We start from the raw sequence: 21,104 nt of genomic DNA, 5'->3' as shown, positions 1-21,104 counted from the left end.
AAAGGTTAATAAAAATCCGCTCCTGTAAGTTTGAACTTACAGGAGCGGATTTTTTTATACTCTTATTATGAATTTGCACTTTTGCACTAAAACAGCTCTTTTAACTTCCATCTTCAGCACAAAGACCACTTATATCAACTTTTAAATTTCTTTTGTAGAAACTAGTTCTTTAACAAGCCAACCATCACCATCACTGATTAGAATGGTTACTGATCGGTATTCTTTTTCACTGCTATCGCCCTCTTTGTGAATGATAAATCGATCAATTGTTGTAACTTTCACTTGGTTAGCATCGATTTTCTCCACTTTTTCCAATGAAGTTCCAAGATGCTCTTCTGTGATTCCTTTAGAATAGACATAATCGACATAGTCAGCAGACTCCTGATATTTTGGTCCATCTTCTGAAATCAAATAAGAAACATGTGAAAAGTCACCAGAATTCATGGCCATGACACTTAAGGAATTGTATTGATTCATAAAATCTTCAATTTCCATTGCTTGATCATCTGAACTTACAGATTCACTACTTGTTTCTTTTACTGCATCAGTAGAGCCTTTGACTTCATATACCTTTTTGGAGCCTTCTACTGTTTGGAGTGGTTCAACAGTAAAATCGCCGTCATAGTAATTGTCTTGATCAAAGTCTTCCACCAGCCACTTTTTCTTTTCACTATCATAGATGAATTTGGCATAAAGCGGGTATTTTTCCGTTTCCACTACTGGCTTTTCCGATTGGTAATAATAGGCGCCTTCAATTACCACTTCCCCTGTTACACTTACACCGTCCGACAAAAGTTGGACCGACTCTCCATCAAAATTAATTTTGGTTAAAGAGCCTTTGAAGAAGTATTCATTCTCTTTCCAGCTATCGAGAGTATCTGTAACTTCCTTCAACTTGCCTGGTGTTAAAGACGTATACACAGATGCATCCCTTGTACCAGCGGCTTTGATGTCTTCTTCAAGAAACGCAGCGAATTGATCAATCAATTTCCCTTCCGTTTTTTTATCCAATTTAGCAATATCTATATTGATATACTCTCCGTCAATTGGAACAGCATCCGAAGTGACTGCTCCCCAAGGAAATTCCACTTTAGCTTGAACATTCATGCTTCCATCAAGAAGAAACGGACCGATATCTTCCGTGCTCCCGCTTTCATCTACTGGATATTCTTTCTCACCGATAACTATTTTCGTCGTGTAACTTGGTGAATATTCAGCTACTGTCACTTGGAAAACAGTCGATCCTATTGGCAGGTCTTCTTCAATTGTTGTTACATACGAAGTATCTTCCTGGTATTCTACAGTTAAATCGAACAGATGAGCAAAAACTGTCTCTCCATCATCAAAGGCAAATTCCGCTTCGTAATTTCCGGGCGCAATTCCTGAAAAAACATACTCGCCATCAGCGTTTTGCATTGCTTCAACGGATTCCCCATTCAAATTCAAATTCAACCCGTCATACGGAAAGTAAAAAGATACTTGTTGAGGAGTCAAAATTACTTTATGGGCATCAAAAATGCCGGCGAACTTTCCATTCTTTTCTACTGTCGCCATTTCTTCCAATTCAATTGGCGTTATATTTTGGTATAAATCAATAAAAGCAGACGCTTCTTTTTCAGTAAGTTCTTCGCCAGTCGATAGAACAGCATACTTGCTTAACGTAGCTGCATCTTTTTCCTGCAAAGCTTCAAAAAACTTCGATACTGCCGTTTCAGCAGATGCGGTTTGGGTTCCCCATGTATACAAGCCTATTATTGAAGCCAGTAACACAATGGCGATGCCTGCAAGCAATTTCGTTTTGAAAGGCAGCGGCTTTTTCGGTCCCTGTGGGGCCGATGCCTGTTTCGGCTCTTTTGTTAATGACGTTCCACATTCAACACAAATCTGATTTGTGCTGTTATTGGAGTGGCCACAGTTCGTGCAAAATTTCTCCATTGAAGTCTCTCCTACTTTCATATAGTAAGTTTAAAATACTAGATAAATAATACCACGTTTTTACGTTTTATAAATATTTATTATTCCTTTTTTCTTACTATCCATCCTTAAAATGTAATATTTTCGCTTATGTTTCTTTTTGCGATGGATAATTGAAAAGCAGGTTTGTATGAGAACTATCTTATAAATCTTTTATCGATACTCCATTTTCCTGTTTTATTATTCTCTCATTAGATCATTGTATACTTCTCCTGTTTCTGGGTTTACACCATACCATCCATAAGTAAAATTATGAGAACTTATATCATCTTTTACTACATCATATACATGGATTACATAATCCCCCAATTCATTATCATGGTCATATATAAATGACCTTTCCGTATTTTGCTCCGTGCCTAAATACTGCCTGACTAGAAGCTCTGCCTCTTCTGGCGTAATCTTTCCACTTGGTTCTTCTTCTATTTCCGCTTCTTCTCCCTCGGGAGGCCCTTCGAGCCAGACTTCTCCAGTTCGTTTATCGACACTATAAATGTTAGAACCGTTCACCTCTACGATATAAGCAGATTGTCCAAATTCATTCGTGTATTCCCTTGTAACTTTTACAACATCATTTGGATGGGAAGCCGCGTATGAAGCTTCCACTTCCTCTGCAAGCAGTTTTAAATCTTCGTTATCTAACTCATAAAACCAGTCATTCATTTTCCATTCTGTTCTCTCTTTTTTAAATTCAAGAATTTGTTTCCGCGAATTATAATCCATGATATTTGCTAAAAAGATTCCTTCTACCCGAAAAGTTTCGGAATCAATCGTTTTTACGTTAACCCGAATCATCGTGTCATCTATTCGCGGCGACAATGTTGTATCGCATTCACAATAATATTCTTTTTCTACGTAGTTTCTCATTTGCTCTTCCACAAACCTATCTGTAATAAGAGTGCTGAGCTCTGATTCTACTAGGCTATACTTTCCTGGTACTTCATTGAAAAGTTTGTGCTTTTCTCCTGCCTCGTTTAAAATCCGCAAAATCTTGTCTATCGTGGTTTTGGCAATTGCCAAAGACTCATCCTCAGACAAGTTTTCTTCTTTGATTTTTTTGAAACCTTTAATAACTATAGGAAGTTCTATTTTAGAAACAACTGGCTTGTCAAAAGCTTCACCTTTTTCTTCATATTCAATCGTGACCACCGTATTTTCTTTTATTGGAGCATCATCCGCCGTCAGCACTAGCCTGTCATTTTCCAGGCTTGCCTCGGCTACTTTTCCGTCTGCCGATACCGCTTTTAAACTCTTGCTGTTTTTCAGATCCAAAGTTCGTGATTTTCCGCTTCCCAAGTCTGTATAAAGCCCTTTTATGGAAATTTGTATTGTTTCCCCTGCAGCGAGTTTGACTTGTTTCTTTTTCACCTCTAGCTTTTGGAAAACATCGCAATTTCCTTTGATGATTTTAGGGTTAAGACTTGCTTTAGCGAGAGTGCCCTTGTATATTTCCTCCCCTAAAAAATCCACAAAAAGATTGCCTTGTAAAATAGGATTAAATGCCGCTTTGTAACAGGAATAGGCACCGTACTCCTTATTAACCCCTGTATGGAATTCACCGGTTCCCCCGCCTCCACCAAACGCTTCTATGCCAACTCCGGCCACTGCAAACGCCTCTATGCTAACGCTCGCTGCAGCTCCCGCGCTAGTCTCTACTGTTCCGGTTCCTTTGAGAGATGCATCTAATGTAGGGACAAACTTATTGATCGGCTTAGCTGTTTTCCCGTCATATATAACGCCCCGTTCTTCATCGATTTCAAAGACGACGGTGATTTCCGGCTGATAGGAAAATGCATAATCCACCTTCAGATAAAAAGCGCCCGTTACAAATACTCCCGGAGCAGCTGTTGGCATTTTCAGCTTCGCCAGTTTTATTTTTTCATTTGTTTTCTTGAGTTCTTTTTCTATTTTCTTGCTGGTCTTTCCACCTTTTCCTTCTGCTGCTGGAGGGGAAATTACAAATTTACTGGCAGAAGAACTAGTCATGCTTAGTTGATACCTTGTTTTCTTTCCCAACTGCATATCGGTTTTAGTAACGGCATTTTGATAGCTTAAAGAACCGTCTATTAGCGGGCTGTACTTATCTTTTCCAAGAGGCATATTTTCAAATGTAAACTCAATTCCTTTGACAGACTCTATCCCTTTTGGAGCTTCCGGTGTTTTAAATTCAAAATCCCATCCTGTTCCATTACTTGCTGCAAGCATCGTATTTAGATTCATGCCTGCAAAATCCGTCACCGTAAGCCCTTTAATGCCTTCCTCAATTTCGATATGTTCTTTTTTGATTTCATATGTCTTGTAAATATCCAGCTCGTTGAATAACTCGGCGAAATCAGGCTTTTCAACGATTAGTTGGTACGTCCCCTTTTCTTCCTCCAGTTCAAGGACTTTTAATGCCGCACCCTCAGGGTTCTCTTTCGAAGGAACAATGACAATATCACCGACTGCTAGATCCGGCTTGGTGCTTTTTTCTACTGTTACTTCATTTTCGCCAAAAGCTTTCACTTGCTCCGGCTCTACAAAGACAAGGCCCTCATTCAGTTCCACTTTTTCAACTTCGTCTCTTTCCGTAATGAATTCCTTATGGTATATTTCCTTAACTGGATCGCCATTTTCATATTTGATGCCCTCTAATATTTGAAGTTCATAAACAGACCCTTTTTTATATTTATCTTTAGGTGCTTGTATTTTCATTGTTTTTTTGTCATCGGAAAGCGCAATCCGAATTGCCACTTCCTTTTGCTCCTCATCCAACACTTTGATAATATCCTTCGTCATAGTTGACTCATCTAATTTTTCGCTAAAAGAAAATTCAAAAGTCTTATCGAGAGGTGTATGAGTTTCTATAGAAGTCTTAATATCGATCTTACTTGTTTCAGTTTCAATATTTGAAGCTTCTCCTTCCACCTCTTTGTCCTCACTAAAAGCCCTAAACACAAAAAAACCTATAGCCATTGCTATTACCACTACAAGTGGAACTCTTAATCTTTTCACTCTTTACTCCCCCCTAAAATTCGGCCTGCTTAGCTTAACTCTAAAACAGAAAGCCGAAATAATTTTAATAGTTAAATAATATCACACCTTAATATTATTTTAGTTCTTTTTATTCATAAATTATAAATTTCAGCAGTAAAAAATATAGTATTTCTAACTAAGAGTTTATATGCTAAGACAATAACATTCCTGTAAGTTGAATAGTTCTGCGCTTCAATTTTTGCACAAAAAAAGAGTGGCCGATGGACCACTCTACAATATAGTTATTTTTCTCTTTTTGAAAATGCATTTTATGTATTTCGTTTCAATATCAACATCACCACGGGAACCGCTTCTCTTACTTCTGGTAGTGCTGCTACAAGTTGCCATCTAGTTTTCTCATATTTAGATAACTCTCTTTCCCGCTTTGACAAAACCATTACACTTTCTTGTGTCAACAAGATGAAATTTGATATTAACCAAATTCAATTACTTTTCCTTAATAATCCGCTCTATCCAACCTTCGTCAAACAGCAGGCTTCTGACTTTTTCCACCTTCGCCTGAGTCGACTCACCTACATGCGCGCTTCCATTCCGATACTTAACCAGTTCAGTAAGAAAGCTTCCAATTCCTCTGAGCTTGTCTACTAATATTTTTTTATCTGCTACAAGGTAATTGATATTTCCCAATGTAAGGTTTTTGCCGAGCTGCATTTTCTCAAGCAGCAGATTCAGTTCCCTTTCAATAACTTTTGAAAATTCCACCATAATAGGGGCATAATCAAAGTCTATGCCTTTGTGAACCTGATACAGATACTCCCCTGTGCTTAAGAAATTCAGCCCTTTTTCACTTAACTTTGGATAGCGGACTTTAAACTCTATTTTAATCACTTGATAGTCCACAGTATCCGTTTTGCTTCTATCCTTCATCTCAAGTGCAATTTCATGGATTTGGTTAAGAATGGCCCTCCACTCTTCCTCTGTTAGGTCCTCTTCTTTTTTCGTATAAGTATACTGATTTTGCAAGTGAACAAGTTTGACCAACGATTGATTTGCTTCTCTTACGCCCTCTTTAACTTCCGAAATCCCTAAATTCATTTCCACTAATTCTTTCGATGAGCGGTCTCCTTGCTTCTTGATTTCCGCTGTCACATCCCCCACTAAATGATTCGCTTTATCATCGATGAAGTAAGACATTTTTTTATGTAATTCCTCTGCTTGCTGAAAAGTTAAGGTATTGCTTACAGACCGGGATATTCGATCGATTTTCGAATCGATTTCACCAAGCTGCTCTTTTTTAAACTCTTCCACTAATTTCTTCGTTTCTATTTCAAGCTGCAGGGAGTTGGCTGCCTGCTTATTCAGTGAAAAGTCCAAGCTTTCCATCCGTTGTGCCAGCTCTTCTTTCAGATTGGTAAATAATTTTTCGATATTCGATTCTGCCAGTAACTTCCTCATCATTTCTTCAGTTTTCAGTTCCACTTCTGCAACCGCAATTTCATCTGAAAGTCTAACTGCCGGTGCAATATGTTCTTGACGCTCTTCTGCAGCTATCCTTCTTGTCCCGTACAACTCCATAAGAGAAGCGCAGGCAAACAATAACATGCAGAACAAAGCAGCGTGAGGGAGCGGGAATAGGAAAAGAAAAATGCCGATAGAACCAGCTGCCAGAAAAAGAAAGTAAAAAGCGTCTCTTTTATTGTCCTTGTTCCGTAAAGCTTTTTTCAGCACTATGAGTAACCCGATACCTGCGAGAATGGCCACAGGCCAGTATACAATTGGCGGCAACACAAGTGAAAGCAGTGAAACACTGAGTGCAATGATTGAAATTTCATATTTGTTCATTGTATCGCCTACCTCTAATCAATTAATACTTTATCGACGATCAACGTCAGCTGATCTTCATATACTTCCACAACACCTACGATGCGAACTGGAAACTTAGCCGACTCCGCTTGCAGAATCCGTTCTTTTCTTCCTTCGAGCTCATTCGTATCGGCTTTAAACAAGGTCGTTTCGATTTTCTTGCCGTCTTTTTCCAAAGTGAAAAACAGATGGCCGTCCTTGCTTTCAGATACATCCGAGATATTTCCTTCCGTCAGAAGCTTTTGACCGCGGTCTTCTGCTGAAATAGCATCGATTTCTTTAAAAGCCGCTTCATTCAGCTCGCCTGCCGTAATTTCCTTTATAGCTTGCAGATTGCTTGGAATCACTTGCAGGTTTCCTTTGTATTCGGATATCTCCCCTTCGACTTCGATAACGGCATTAGCTTGAAAAGCATTTATATCAGGTTTAAGAGAATTGAAGATAGGCATTTCCAATTCCTGGCCATCCGTTAAACGAAGCGTCAGAAACAGGTGCCCATCCGGATGCTCATACCGGGAAACAACTTCCCCTTTCAGAACGACCGTTTTTCCCAAATCCGCTTCCGTAATCGGTTCCTTCAAAGCAGTTTCCAGGTGAATGTCTTCAGGAAGCGCAGGAACCACTTCGTATTTCCCCTGATATTCTTGGACTTTTCCTGTTACGTTCACCGTTTTCCCTTCCTGATAAGGTTCAGAATCGATTTCTTTATCGGCAAAAAGCGGTACAGACAGCTCGCCTGTTTCATCCTTCACCGTCAGAAATACATGTCCTTTACTGTGGATCTGGCGCGAAGCAACCAACCCTTGAACAGTAACCGTCTTGCCAACATAGCTACTGTCTATCGCCGAGATTTCAATAACTTCACTTTCAATCTGAATTGCTGCTTGTTGGACCGTCTGGCCAGTCCCGCTATCAGATACTACGGCTTCAACTTCCGTGTTTTTAGCACCTGTGGCGGAATCTGCAAAAAATAAATAATTTTCTTGATAAAGAAAACCTCCAATTCCAATCACCAATACGGCCAGTAACGAAAAAATAAACAATCCTTTTTGCTTCACTGCACTTTTGCACCCCTTTTTCTTAACAATACTAATACTATTTTATCATGACGAGTTACCTAACAGCGAATACATTTTCATCTTTTTTCTTTCTTTTCCTGACTTTCTCAGTGCTCTGTATGCATTTTCGCGTTGCTATCCGTACTTCCGCAAACCATAAAAAAATCCCAACCCGAAAGCTACCAAGCTTTTCTAGACTAGGATTTATATTGCCTGCAATTGTAGGCATTAAGTTTTTTCATAACGCAAGGATGCGACACTCTTCTATAATCTGATTGAAGCGATCGTTGTGTTTGGACTGTAAATCTTTTTCCGCTAACTGCATCTACAATTTTTTTCAAGCTTAGTATTACAGTTTCTCAGAAGATTTGCTTGCTTTTTCAAGAAAACATTAAAGGCTTTATATGAAACGTCTTCGTTGAACAGATCAAATTTCGCTCGGCCTTGCCTTTACGATGATTACTTTGTTGTGATACACATACCTTCGGCCAAGCCATTTCTCCAGCGACGTACTAGGACATTTGAATCTATTGCTAAGCGCGCCGCATGTAGTAACTAAACTAAATAGTTCTTAACACAGAAATGCAATTCCACATTATTCTTTCTCTCGATCCTCCTCTGCCTGTTTCCGTTTGCTGTACTCGATTGCACCTGCATCATGATCAATGTCATCGTAGTTTGTCGCTTCGTTTTCGCCGTCGAACACTTCTTTTATCTTCATCGTGGCTTTGTCGGTCAAAGATTCATTAGCGCCTACATTTGATTGGGGCATTCGACCCGCTGTGCCTTTTCTCGTCATTCGAAATCCCTCCTAGTTAAATTCTATTACTAGAGTTTACCCGCATTAACCAGAAATAACCGCATTAACTGCAACTCTAAAAACGCAGAAGGAATTTACTTATTTACTAGCCGCCCCCTTCCTAAAATTTCGCACATTTCAGAAGAGCAATTCATAAGAGTGAACCTCCCCCTTTTTCCCTTTACAATAGACCTACAGAAGTTTGGTTGCTTAATAGCAATCGCTTAAGAACAATCAATCCTCACCAGTTATTCCAAGGGTATTCCCATGGCGCCAATCGATGACCTCATTCAATCGGAGGATTATGGGCAATTTGAAATAAAGGACACCTATCTACACTTTGGATGCCACATTAAATGGCGGCCTGAATAGTACATCCTCTACTACAGCCACGAGCGCATTGAACAAAAATCGGCTGGCATGAGCCAGTAACTTACCGGGTTCATGCCAGCCAATCAGCCGTATAAAGAAAACTTCAACTTCAAGGGGTTATACTGCCGTTCTTTGCTTTGACTATTTACTTTACTGCATATACAAGCAATTTCTAATTACTTTTCCCCTTTATCTTTCTCATGATTCGACGCATGCACTTTTTTCAACAAACAAGCTTACGATTTCCAACGAATTCACCCAATACGCACATTGGTTTTAAATTCTAGTTCCATCTAGCCTAATACCTTGATACAATCTTTCGAGTCTAGCTTCATTTTCAATCAATCGTCATCTTTCTATACGTTTCCATCACTTGTTCCTCGTATTTCTCATTTGCAAAGATCGACTCATCTAAATATTCGTCTGCTGTGTTTTCATATTCTTCGAATAACTCCATATATTCCTCGTCACCTGCTATTAGATAAGAGCCAATATTAGAAGCCATATTTTTATGCGCATTTAACACTTTTAACAGATTTTCATGTTCATACACAAAGTATTCCGGAGGTTTTACCTTTTCCAACCTGTCACTGAGATCCTCGAAATCTTTCTCAAGATTTTTAGCAGGTTCTATTAATTGCTTATACTCCTCTGACCATTCTGGTTCTAACCCCATATATATACCTGAGTAATCGATTGCATCTGAAAAATTATCCATAGCAAGCTTGTCTTTAACTAGTATCTCAATAGCCAAATCTTGGTATTCCTGCTCCGTCAATTTCTTGGGAGAACCTAGATAAATTATGAGGCATATTGATATAGCAAGGATAATGCCGATTGCTTTTTTGTCATATTTTCTTTTTGGCGTATTTTGGCCATGCATTGGATCTTGTAAACGGCTGCCACTGCTATTAGTTGACTGCTTGTTTTCAGCTTGAAGTGATTGATTTGGTTCTTGTCTCTTTATTTCTGAGCCACATTTCCCACAAAAACGAGAAGTGGCTTCGATTGAATTTCCGCATTGTGTACAAAAGCCCATAAATAACCTCCAACTCTTCTCTATTTCAATCTAATTTTTGTTAAATTTTAATCAACTTTAGATGTTATAAATCTACATATTAGAAAAGCCTATTAGTCATGAGAAGTTTCATCTATACGTATCTATAGAATATAACTTCTATATTCATAGCTACTATTTTTCAGTGAATGCAGCATTTGAGTTATTTATTTCTCTTAAAATATCATGTTTTCAACCTTCCATTAAGTAGTTACATAGTCTCGGTAATATATTATCATTTTTTTTCCATTAAATAAATGTTTATAAAATTATAATAACCACTATTTACTATGTTTTTTAATTAAGTGTAAGATTTATTCCACAAGCGCCTCTTTTAATTCCTATAATTGAGTGAATACGCACGTATTCCAGACAATGGCGCCTACGTTCGATTTGGTAATCAACCCGATGTGCCTTTTCTCGTCATTGGTAATTTCTCATTTTTAGAATCTATTATTAAATTTCACCCTTAATTACCAGAAATAACCGAGTTCGCTTCCAATTGACCTTTTTCGGATCAATTGAAGTGGAAATGCCGCTTTAATTTGCTGCAATGCTTTGCTACTAATATTTTCTTCATGAAGTTCTGGCATTTCATCATGAACTAACAGCGTTTTACATGAACTTCCGAGTTCTTTTCGTGACTTTCTAAACTTTCTACATGTATTTCCTGCCAGTTAACTCCCCTTTTGTATATTTTGCATCTTCCGCATGCTTCATGTGATCGTTTTCCACCTGAAATAGTATCGAATAGATTTCTCCTAAGAAAAACCACAATATAGTTTTTTCTTTTATCTTCACCCTATCGCTTTACTTGTACCTGTTCCTTTCCTTTACAATAGACATACAGAAGCTTGGTTGCTCTCTAGAAAATAGTTAAAGACAACCAAAACTCATCAGCATATTCCAAGGAGGGTTCCCATGGCGACAATAAACGACATCATCCTTTCAGAGGACTATGGACAGTTTGAAATAAAAGAAATCTATCAGGCAGCACAGCTGCTGCTGCAGGAGTTCCAGAAGACGAAGCAGGAACCGGAAAAACTGGGAGACTTGATCACCCATTTGAAAAAACGGCTTGAAGGCCAGGCGGCATATCCCTTCCCGGTGCTTCTGGAATGTAGCCAGCTCGGCATCCGGCACCAGCTGCAGAAAGACTGGAACAGCCCGATGAAGCAGCGCCAGCTGTTTTTGTTCGAGAGCCTCCACTTCCAGTTCCGCGGCAAAGTGCCGGCGCCCGTATGGAATCAAATCTGCCTGAACTATGCGGAGACGCTGATTTACGTCGGACGTGCGATTGAGGGGATCCAAGTGGCGGAGGCCATGGTCGAGGCGGCCGATGATCCTTCGTTCGCCAAAAAAGACGGCGAACGGGGATGGGGCCTGTTGTTTTATTCCACTTTACTGCAAGACACGATTGAAAAAGCAGAGGCGCTTCATGCAGCGCGTGATTTCCTGCGGCAGTCGCTCGAGGCAATCCATGATGAAAGCGGACGCGCACTCTACGCGGAGCGGTTGAAACTTGCGGAAAATATGCTGGATAAACTTGGCCCGGTCGATGTGACCTCGGGCTATAAACCGAACTTCTTTGAAGGCCGCGAGAAGGAATACCGCGATTGGTGCGCGGAACACCGGCTTCTCTTGAATGGCGCGAACGAGTTTGATGCAGATAATATGATGAAGCTTGATACGCTCAGTTACCGCCATAAGGGCGAGGACAAAATTCACGGCGCTTTCCTTTCCAGCTATATGGACGCACTCGTCTCGGAATTCACGGCGCTCCGCTGGACGCTGTTCGAGGCGCTCGAACAGGACCCAAAGGATCCGAACCGCAGCGAGCGGCTGAAGAGCGTTTTCCGCCAGGCGTTTTCACTGTTCGATAAGATAGCGTCTTTCCTGAACCACTATTACCAGCTCGAAGTGCCGGAGCAGCGCGTCGGCATGCAGCGCATCTGGTTCGAGGAAGAACATCCGAAAAAGCCGCTCAAGCCCTTTATCCAGGACTCAAAAAATGCCGCTTTAAAAGCGCTCTATTGGCATTCGAAGGAAGTGTTCGGCTATGAACGGTCCGAGCAGCAAAGTCTCCCGATGCTCCGCGCGCTTGGCTTGCGCCACCAGATGGAGCGAAGCTTTGTGCAGGTCATCGACTCGCCGGAAGAAGTGGCGAAAGAAGCCGAGCTCCGAAAGCATCAGATGACGCGGCTTGAGCTTGAGCGTCTGGCAATGTCGATGGCCTCTAAGGCCAGGAATGCATTGATGTACCTGGGCTTTGCGCTCGGGTTGGAGAAGAAATAAGGTTGAAACAAAAAAGAGCGTGGACAGCCTGCCAGCTGTCCGCGCTCTTTTTCATTGCCCCGGGTTTGGTGGTGCGGCTTTCTGCAGCACCTCCATTTTCCTATGGACCGTTCATTTGCGGTAATCATTCCATATTCATACCCGCCGATATTGCATTGCAAGTGAAATCCTTAATCAGCAGTCTCATCCAACCCTGGCTTCGAAACTTGCCTTATTTCCAATTTGCGTTCCCTTAATTTCCTTATGGCAACTTTCCCCCAGCTGATGGAAGGTTCTTCAACCCAATAGTAAGCAATCGCTGCAACGATGATCGACAAAAGCAAGGAAATCGAGAAGATGCCTACTATATGGATTTTTCCATAGAACAAGAAAACCATCGGCAATAAAACCAGCATATGATATAAATATAAACTGTAAGAAATCTTACCCAAAAACAAATTGGTTTTCAAATTCAAAAAACGCGAAAATGCTTTAGATGTAAAAGCCAAGAGGATGATGCAAGACGCTCCTAAAATGATCACCCAATCATCCAGAACATGGATGATCCGAAAATCCCTGAAGAACCACCAAGGGTATGTCAGTAACAGGATTCCGCCTATGAACAGCGCATAATTTTTAACCTTGAATTTGTCGACAAGTTCGAGCAATAGAAAACGATATTTTGCCAATAGGGCTCCAACAACAAATACCAGCAAATAATGAAAGGAATAGAGAATACTCTTGCTTGAAGCTCCCGTAAGTTTGATCAAGACTATAGCAACCAGAGAACAAGCAGCCGCTGCCCCGACAGTTTTCCATAACTTGTTCTTATTCATGAACATTACGACAAAAGGGAAAATCAACGAAATGCGCATTTCGTGGATCAACGACCAGATTGGCGAGTTGAATGTCCGAGTCGTATATTCGCCTAAGAAAAGGATATGGCTAAGAATGATTCCAGCATCAATCGCATTTTCCCACAACTCGTTGAATCCGCTGCTTAAACCCGAGATTCCCCTCTCCTCGACAATCAACCTTAACAAGATTGCTATAAAAATCGAGACGATATAGGGAATGTAGATGCGGAAAAATCTTTTGACCACATAGTCCGTATAGTTAAATTCCCTTCCCTCTTTAAAGAACGGCAGGGACAACACAAAACCGCTCAAGATAAAAAAGAAAATGACCGCTTCATGTCCGGCCCACAAAATATGCAGTGGTGTATGGGTGAAGAGATCGATCCAGAGATTTTCAGGCGATGCATCATCTTTGAAAGCAGGAAGTATAAATAAAAAATGATGGAATACTACAATAAGAGCCGCAATTCCCCGCAAGGAATCCAATTCTTGAAAACGTTGATCCATTTTGTCCCCTCCAAATGTAATAGAATAAGTTTAATTTTATTACATTTTAAGGAATTAAAATAGTTATTTTTTAAATTTTCAGATAATTATCATATTATCTCTACTGGACTTCTGTCTTTTACTTTTGCTATCATTCGAGAGTTCCATTTCATCCCTTTACGGCCAAATGATTGCTATTTAGTATTCCCGCTAAACTTTTACTGTTAACAAAAAAGAGCTGTTCAAAAGATCGTTGAAATAATCTTTTGAACAACCCTTTATAATTACGTGTTCTTAGTTTTTCCATCCCGGAAAAACATCAACATCAAAAGCACGATAGCTACTACGAAAATCGCAACGTACACAATTGATAGCGGGATATTAATAATCTCCAATAAGCTTAAGGCCAGCAAGACACCCAGCAGGATAAGAATAATTGATAATAGATTTTTCAATGCTTCGATACCTCCTTTTTAACGCTCTTACATTCCAGCCATGCCGATGCAGTAGGCAATGACTCCCTCAGTCAATAAACCCGCTCCCAACAGACACGGTACGCATCCTGCCCCTGCGGATCCAATACAAGCAAACCCGCAAATGACAGAAAGGGAAGTTATGGCCCAACCAGCAATCCCTTGGCTTGACAGGCAATCGTTAAAGTTGCTCCACCAGCCGGCTTCAGCCGTTTGGGGCTGTAATAACGATAACATTGAATTGGATATTGTACTAACCTCTTTCTTTTTAGCCTTTTCTATAATGATTTCCACGCCTTCTTCTGCAGAAGCCAATACATCTTTTTAAGAAGCTTTGATGTAACAACGAACGAATGTTTACTTTTAAAAGAGAAAGGATTCTTGGGCAGGAAATTTTAAAATCTACTAAAGAGGAATGAAGCAGCGTAGGCAGCTTCCATTCAATTAGAATTTCACATAAAAAAACAGCACTGGAAATCCCAGTGCTGCTTGTTATACCGATATTGATACCGTTTTTAATGATTGAAGGTAATGCCATACCTTCTCAATGTGTTTTGTTGAAAATAATTTCTTTTTTCGCTCGTTCCAATTTTGGACTTCTTTTGTGACAAAAGTTAAATCCCTAGCTGACTCAGAGTTATTTTTCATCACCCAATGAACAGTTGCCAGTAACTCCAGTCCGTAAGGTGTTTCAAAACCTTGAATGAGTTCTTTTACTTTTTTTAATCGCTCTAAAGAATCTTGATCTTTTTCAAGTATCGTTTCAGCCCAGGAAGCCGCTCCCTCTAAAAGATAGATTTCCGCTTCTCTACTTCTGTCACCATATCCGCGAATAAAATGACCTTCGATTCTTTGCAGAACATGATTTAAGTTCTCAGCGTAAGGTCCATACTTATTTTTTTCAAAACGCAATTTCATGGGTTCTCCCACTTCCTGCAAAAAATACGCCAATTTTTGGATTTCCAAATGAGAAAGACGATATCCAGGAACAGAATAACTGTCCATGAGGGATATTAATAACGCTCGGCCTTTTGTCAGATTCGGTTCAGCAGTTCCTATTTTTATTTGGTTAGCAAGAGGAGAACCGGCAGGACCATATAAATGAACGTCTATAGGGACGTCTCGGAATGCCTGCTCAATTTTCGGCTGCACTTCTTCCTAAGCCAGCCCGCCATTTCCGCAACCAAGTGGAGGTATTGCAATTGATTGAATGCTCAACTCTTTTACCACTTTCACCAAATCCTGGAGACCAGATTCGATATAGGCCATCTCAGATGGATTTTTCCAATGCTTTTTCGTCGGAAAATTGATAACATATTGAGGATTTGTCAAAGATTCCACCTGTACAACGTGCATCTTTCCAATCTTTAAGTTTCCAAACTTAGAGTCTTTCGCATATTGCTTGAATACTTCTGGAAATGCCTGCTTAAACTGCAACGCAATTCCTTTCCCCATTACACCTACCGTATTGACGGTATTTACATAAGCTTCTGCTTGATCTTCCAGTAAATTCCCTGTCTTTGATATAATCATGCTATTCACCTCCTTAATAATAAAAATGCGGGCGTATAAATACTGGCTTGTCGATTTGATAAAAGTTCAATAAGTTTTCAACCTTTCCCTTTGCTAGGTTGTTCATAACGCCGAACCCCGCAATAACAGATAACGGTACTTGGCGATGAATTAGAAATTCTGCTTGCCTTCTTCGTTTTCTGTCAGGATCTTCTTCCGTATCGCCCCAATACTTATCTTCCATGATGGCCCAATCCACTTTATCCAAATCACTCAATTGCGAGTAAAATTCTGTTATGTACATAATCGCGTGCCCATCTGTAAATAGATAAGGCAAATTCCCTTGCTCTACTTTTACGGTATCGGTTACCAGATAAACGATGTCCTGTTAATCCACTCCACTGTGCTTCACCGAATATAGCATAGGTGAGCGCGGTGCAAAATAGAAAGGGACATATTCATGTAGAACGCCACCCGGCGCAAGCGGAACAAGTGTAGTCGATCGCCGGTCTTGAATATTTGCATTAGCGATATCCTGTTAGGTTTTGTTTAGTGATGCTAGTTCTGAGTAAGCTAGTAAGCCTTGATTTTTAAAGATCGACTGTAAATTTTCAATATGAGTCATGTGAAAAAGCAATTTCTTCATTTAAAATGCCACGTCCAACCTTATCGATTCTTTTGATTAATTTAACCATAACTCGATATAACTTTCCCTGTTACGAACTGTAATAGCAGCTAAAAAAGAGGCTCAATTCCGGTCGATAGAATGAGCCTCTTTTTCTACTTCGGCCAAAACAATAGCCGTATACAACCTTTAGATCTTTTTACCTTTACAATCCGGTACATTCCAGGTTTTCCTCGTCAGCTTCGATCGGCCATAGGAAATAAATGATTAGTCGCTGGCACTTAAGCAAAACTATACACATCCGTCTCCCCGTTTTCCGCAACGCCGTATAACTTCCGGTAAACCTCTCTATCCCACACCCGCTGCCCGATGCAATACTTGAAGCTGGTGTTCTGGCTGAATTGCTTTTTGAAGATGTGCATGCCGGTTGCTTTAGGATCGATCAGCCAGCTGCCATCGAGCAGGAGGTCCACGCCCTGCTCTTTTCCCCATAACGTGAGGCCAAAGTGCATGACATGTTCCGGTGATAGATAGCAAGAAGAAGGATCGACCACAAATAGATGAGTATGCAAAATATTATTGGCAAGAAAGTTCAAACCCATGCCGATCACTTGCCCTTTGTACACCGCTTCCACAAGCACAATCTGCTCGCGAAATGAATTCCCGCATTCCCAAAAAAAGTCGGCCTTAAATTTCTTTTCGCCTTTTCCACCAAAGGAAGAATAGAACTTATGAAACTGGTGGAGATTTTTCGGCTTTTCCGTAATCCGGTATTCGACGCCTGCCTCTAAAGCTTTCCAGACAGCCCTTTTAGCACTTTCGGAAAACTCCTCCTGCACCGGATCTGCAAACCCCTGCAGATCGGTACCGAATGCTTCGCCGATATAATGGAGATCATAGCAGTCGGCAAACGCTTCCGCATTGCCTATCACCGGATGAAAACGCACGTATTCCCAGACAATATGGTGGTCCTTGCAGTACCGTTCAAATGCAAGCGCGAATTCATAAACCAACTTCCGTATATCGCCTTCTTTGCAGCCGGCAATCATCGGCCTCCCATATCCACAAGGCGTCACAATTTCATAGAAAGCCTTTCCGCCCATCCTGATTGGAATCTCCCGCTTGATAAATACATGCTTCACCGTTCCTAAGGCATGAAAGAAATCAAACACCTCGCACGTCCCGTTTTCCATCGCTTCATGCAGCCGGCCAAAGCTTTGATCAACATACAAGTCTCCCATCGTCCTAGCCTCTTTCCTTTGAAGGATCCCGTTGGCTCTTTATGGCCCCAGTCTTTCCATTGTTAAGACGAATACTAGACCCAGCAGGTTAAAAGCTGGTTAAATTAATGGAACACGCTGGTTGAAAAAATCAAAAAAAAACAGCATATTTTCACTAATATTTTGTATGCCGTTAAATTGGGACAACTCATGTTAATTGCAAAAACAAAAAATCATCTCCAAAAGCCATCAAGTTTATTAGAAAGAGATTTATTCCTATGCAATGCAGTTAATTATTAATTTTTTTCCAGCACAGGAACACGTTTCACCAATTATTTCTAATACCTCTTTTAAAAGAAGAATATGTAAACTATAATAGGCTAAACTACACACATAAATCTTATAGCTTTGCGTGCTACTACTAAGGCAAGGGGAAGTTAATCAATGGGAGTTTTAAAGAATATCGTTAGTTTTGGAGCGCATGGAAGAATCGAAAGAAAAATTGAAGAAAACGATGATTTGCAGAGTAAATATCAGCAGTTACACGCTAAAATGGAAGACAAAAGGATACAAGTAAATGACAAATTAGAAGAAGTGATAGAAGCTAAAATCGCTGCAGTTAAATCCCTTAAAAAGATCAGCAAGCTTTCTAAAAATCTTCAAAGCAAAGAACGAGATATCGTTGACCAAAAGTTTGAGAATAGTATGGGTACAGCCAATTTCAATCAAATTGATGCAACAATCACAGCCGGCACCATGGCAATGAACGCTTCTAAAGGATTATCCACCGGTGTAGGCACAGCGGTCGGCGCCTGGGCTTTGGCTTCGACCTTTGGAACCGCTTCAACTGGAACTGCATTAGCCGGGCTATCCGGAGCAGCAGCGACAAATGCTACTTTGGCATGGTTTGGAGGCGGCGCTTTAGCTGCTGGCGGTGGCGGCATGGCAGCAGGAACTGCAGTTATCGGAGGATTGGTTGCGATTCCCGCTCTTGCATTAACTGGAGTTATCAGTCATATCCAAGCCAATAAAAAAATTACTGAAATTGAAAAGAATATGGCAGAAGTGATAAAGTTGATGGATCAAGTCCAAGCCAATATATTAAAAATGGACTTAATAAACAAGCGCTCCGAAGAACTGATCCTCTCTTTAGAGAAATCAAATCAAGTTTTTGAAGAAGAGTTCCAAAAAGTTTTCAAAGAAATATATAGAGTGCCGTTCATATCCAGGTCCGTGAAATGGATGCGGAAAACACTGCTGAGAAGAAATTACTTTTCAAAGAAAGATTACGAAAACATTGCTTACATCGGCGGCATTGCAAGCAACTTTGCACTTTTAATAGACACAAAAGTTTTCGAAGAAGAGGAGCAATGATTATGTTTGAATTATCCAAGGGTTCATCAAAAAAGAATTCTTCTCAAGCCTTAAAGAGGCTAAATGAAGTTTCTCATGTACTCCCGAATGCTGACGTAGTAGATATATTTTCTAAACTAACGGATGCTTATGTAGAACACAAAGTTACTGAACGTGAACTCGCAAAAATCCAAGCCCAAAAAGAATTTCTCTTAACAGAGATCGAGAAAAAATATGATCTTTACCGCTATATCTTCGAACAACTTTTCAATGAAAGAAAGGCCGTAATCAATAAATCTTTTGAGATTATTGACAAAGGACTTAAAGAAAACGACAAGGAATTAATTAGTACAGGAATGCAGGGACTGAGTAAAATTGTTTCCACTAGTCCTTTTGCTAATTTGGACCAATTAACAAAAACGATTGAAGGCAATCGAGTGATTGAAATATAAGAGTGGCCATGTTTTTACAAAGTAAAAAAGCATTCGCTGTTCCTAGAAGTTATAGGAAAGCGGATGCTTTTTTCAATTTCATCGAAAATAATTAGTTCACACTTTAATTTGTCTACTTACTTAGAATGCCACTTCCGAGCACTTTCAATAATTGCTTCCAATTCATACTCCGGCTTCTACCTAAGCGCCTTATAGATCTTTTCAGAAGAAGATTCCCTGATTAAATCAGCAAGTTGAATAACATCGGATCATTGTTGATTTCCTTATAAGGAAATCCGTTTTCGTCCATCCTTCTCAGAAGCGGCACGTAGTCTTCCCGGCTCTTCAGTTCAATGCCGACGATGACGGGGCCTGCTTCGCGGTTGGTCCGTTTTGTGTATTGGAAATGCGTGATGTCGTCCTGCTCGCCTAGAACTTGGTCCATGAATTTGCGCAGTGCGCCGGCACGCTGCGGGAACGTGACGATAAAATAATGCTTCAGCCCTTCATAGATGAGCGATTTTTCTTTGATCTCTTGCATCCGCTCAATATCATTGTTGCCGCCGCTGATGACGCATACCACATTTTTCCCTTTGATTTCTTCTTGATAGAAATCCAGCGCCGCCACCGACAAGGCACCCGCCGGTTCCGCTACAATCGCGTTTTCGTTGTACAGCTGCAGGATGGTCGTGCAGACTTTGCCTTCGGGTACAAGGGCGATATCATCCAAAACGCCGCTGCAGATGGCTACTGGCAACTCGCCGACCTGTTTAACAGCTGCGCCATCGACAAATGTATCAATGGAATCGAGACGGGTCACTTGGCCCCTGTCGAGCGATGCCTTCATGCTGGCAGCTCCCGCAGGCTCAACACCGATCAGTTTCGTGGACGGGCTGATTCCTTTTAAATACGTTCCGATGCCAGACGCCAACCCGCCGCCGCCGATAGCACAAAATGCATAGTCGACCGGCTCCTGCATGTCGTTTAGGATTTCCACTGCCACGGTACCTTGGCCGGCGATAACCAGGTTATTATCGAAAGGATGGACAAACACCTTTCCTTCGGCTGCACCAGATTCCACAGCCGCTGTGTAGGCATCGTCAAACGTGTCTCCTGTAAGGACGACCGATACGCGATCGCCGCCAAAGCGCTTGACTTGGGAAACTTTTTGGCTTGGGGTTGTCAGCGGCATGAAGATCTTTCCTTCAATTCCCAGCGCAAAGCAGGAATACGCAACGCCTTGGGCATGGTTGCCGGCGCTGGCACAAACAACGCCTTTGTTTCGTTCTTCTATCGACAGGCTGCGGATGAAGTTATAAGCCCCGCGCAACTTGAATGAACGCACCACCTGCAAATCTTCCCGTTTCAAATAGACATTGCAGCCGTACCTGACAGAAAGAAGTTCATTTCGCTGCAGCGGCGTTTTGATCACAACGTCCTTGAGCGCTTGATTCGCCACTATGATCTCTTCAATGGATACTTTTGACGAGGTTGCTTTCCTTTCCAATTCTTCGATGTTGTTTCTAGCCATATGGGTCACCTCTTATTTTTTGTATTTCCTTACTCTACCATAATATATTGCATAATTGGAAAGAAAATTTCGATAATATCGTTGCACTTGAAGCCGCTTTGCTTGCGTCCGCAAAGAAAGTTTTTCAATTTTATCGAAGAATAAAGTTCCGTGATTAGCCACCTCAATCAGCCTCTTTTTTTCTTATGAAACTTTCGTACTTTTACCTCCACTTTTAAGTTTCTTTATAACTTTCTAAACTTT

Annotated in this window: 17 protein-coding genes and 1 pseudogene; 3 read left to right on the top strand and 15 right to left on the bottom strand. The window is 40.8% G+C overall.

The window, feature by feature from the left end:
• Nucleotides 1-141: 141 nt before the first annotated feature.
• The 6 genes from FQV30_RS04300 to FQV30_RS04275 form a co-directional block, all read right to left on the bottom strand.
• Nucleotides 142-1,935, bottom strand: a complete 1,794-nt coding sequence (locus FQV30_RS04300; protein ID WP_146498890.1) for a TcaA NTF2-like domain-containing protein — start codon at nt 1,933-1,935, stop codon at nt 142-144.
• 219 nt (nt 1,936-2,154) lie between these two features.
• On the bottom strand, nt 2,155-4,968 hold the full coding sequence (locus FQV30_RS04295; RefSeq protein ID WP_146498889.1) for an Ig-like domain-containing protein: 2,814 nt from the start codon (nt 4,966-4,968) through the stop codon (nt 2,155-2,157).
• 468 nt (nt 4,969-5,436) lie between these two features.
• Entirely contained in the window at nt 5,437-6,792 is a 1,356-nt protein-coding gene (locus tag FQV30_RS04290; RefSeq protein ID WP_146498888.1) for a hypothetical protein, read from the bottom strand.
• A gap of 14 nt (nt 6,793-6,806) precedes the next feature.
• The gene (locus tag FQV30_RS04285; protein ID WP_186725516.1) at nt 6,807-7,871 is read right to left on the bottom strand and encodes an exodeoxyribonuclease VII large subunit; all 1,065 of its coding nucleotides are present in this window, start codon (nt 7,869-7,871) and stop codon (nt 6,807-6,809) included.
• A gap of 595 nt (nt 7,872-8,466) precedes the next feature.
• Complete coding sequence (locus FQV30_RS04280) at nt 8,467-8,670, bottom strand: hypothetical protein (protein ID WP_146498886.1); 204 nt, start codon at nt 8,668-8,670, stop codon at nt 8,467-8,469.
• 709 nt (nt 8,671-9,379) lie between these two features.
• Complete coding sequence (locus tag FQV30_RS04275) at nt 9,380-10,081, bottom strand: zinc-ribbon domain-containing protein (RefSeq protein WP_146498885.1); 702 nt, start codon at nt 10,079-10,081, stop codon at nt 9,380-9,382.
• Between the two features lie 939 nt (nt 10,082-11,020).
• Between FQV30_RS04275 and FQV30_RS04270 the strand changes: the two genes are divergently transcribed.
• Nucleotides 11,021-12,394: an LA2681 family HEPN domain-containing protein gene (locus FQV30_RS04270; RefSeq protein ID WP_146498884.1), complete on the top strand. Its 1,374-nt coding sequence runs from the start codon at nt 11,021-11,023 to the stop codon at nt 12,392-12,394.
• A 170-nt stretch (nt 12,395-12,564) separates the two neighbouring features.
• On the opposite strand, the gene FQV30_RS04265 is transcribed toward FQV30_RS04270, so the two are convergent.
• From FQV30_RS04265 to FQV30_RS04245, 7 genes and pseudogenes are all read right to left on the bottom strand, one after another.
• Nucleotides 12,565-13,737, bottom strand: a complete 1,173-nt coding sequence (locus FQV30_RS04265; protein WP_146498883.1) for an acyltransferase family protein — start codon at nt 13,735-13,737, stop codon at nt 12,565-12,567.
• 263 nt (nt 13,738-14,000) lie between these two features.
• Nucleotides 14,001-14,171, bottom strand: coding sequence for a hypothetical protein (locus FQV30_RS17870; RefSeq protein ID WP_186725515.1), 171 nt, complete (start codon nt 14,169-14,171; stop codon nt 14,001-14,003).
• A 27-nt stretch (nt 14,172-14,198) separates the two neighbouring features.
• Nucleotides 14,199-14,483 (bottom strand): hypothetical protein, encoded by a 285-nt coding sequence (locus FQV30_RS04260; protein ID WP_186725514.1) that lies wholly within the window; start codon nt 14,481-14,483, stop codon nt 14,199-14,201.
• A 198-nt stretch (nt 14,484-14,681) separates the two neighbouring features.
• The gene (locus FQV30_RS18135) at nt 14,682-15,341 is read right to left on the bottom strand and encodes a hypothetical protein (RefSeq protein WP_255473303.1); all 660 of its coding nucleotides are present in this window, start codon (nt 15,339-15,341) and stop codon (nt 14,682-14,684) included.
• 6 nt (nt 15,342-15,347) lie between these two features.
• Nucleotides 15,348-15,722 (bottom strand): macro domain-containing protein, encoded by a 375-nt coding sequence (locus FQV30_RS18130; protein WP_255473302.1) that lies wholly within the window; start codon nt 15,720-15,722, stop codon nt 15,348-15,350.
• A 13-nt stretch (nt 15,723-15,735) separates the two neighbouring features.
• Nucleotides 15,736-16,233 (bottom strand): annotated as a pseudogene (gene darT, locus FQV30_RS18070) (type II toxin-antitoxin system toxin DNA ADP-ribosyl transferase DarT).
• Between the two features lie 374 nt (nt 16,234-16,607).
• Nucleotides 16,608-17,567 carry a GNAT family protein gene (locus FQV30_RS04245; RefSeq protein WP_146498881.1) on the bottom strand — a complete coding sequence of 320 codons (960 nt, stop codon included), beginning with the start codon at nt 17,565-17,567 and terminating at the stop codon, nt 16,608-16,610.
• A 423-nt stretch (nt 17,568-17,990) separates the two neighbouring features.
• Here FQV30_RS04245 and FQV30_RS04240 point away from each other — a divergent pair, with 423 nt between their 5' ends.
• Both FQV30_RS04240 and FQV30_RS04235 read left to right on the top strand, forming a co-directional pair.
• Nucleotides 17,991-18,920, top strand: a complete 930-nt coding sequence (locus FQV30_RS04240) for a hypothetical protein (protein ID WP_146498880.1) — start codon at nt 17,991-17,993, stop codon at nt 18,918-18,920.
• Nucleotides 18,921-18,922: 2 nt separating this feature from the next.
• Nucleotides 18,923-19,351 carry a hypothetical protein gene (locus FQV30_RS04235; RefSeq protein WP_146498879.1) on the top strand — a complete coding sequence of 143 codons (429 nt, stop codon included), beginning with the start codon at nt 18,923-18,925 and terminating at the stop codon, nt 19,349-19,351.
• Nucleotides 19,352-19,571: 220 nt separating this feature from the next.
• Here the strand turns inward: FQV30_RS04235 and ilvA are convergent, their stop codons facing one another.
• Both ilvA and FQV30_RS18325 read right to left on the bottom strand, forming a co-directional pair.
• Nucleotides 19,572-20,861 (bottom strand): threonine ammonia-lyase IlvA, encoded by a 1,290-nt coding sequence (gene ilvA / locus FQV30_RS04230; RefSeq protein WP_146498878.1) that lies wholly within the window; start codon nt 20,859-20,861, stop codon nt 19,572-19,574.
• Nucleotides 20,862-20,873: 12 nt separating this feature from the next.
• Nucleotides 20,874-21,029: a sigma 54-interacting transcriptional regulator gene (locus FQV30_RS18325; RefSeq protein ID WP_370512367.1), complete on the bottom strand. Its 156-nt coding sequence runs from the start codon at nt 21,027-21,029 to the stop codon at nt 20,874-20,876.
• Nucleotides 21,030-21,104: the final 75 nt, after the last annotated feature.

Source organism: Planomicrobium sp. CPCC 101110, assembly GCF_007859395.1.
GTDB lineage: Bacteria > Bacillota > Bacilli > Bacillales_A > Planococcaceae > Planococcus.
Note: the sequence above shows the minus strand (reverse complement) of the source record. Positions and strands in the feature narration are given on the sequence as shown.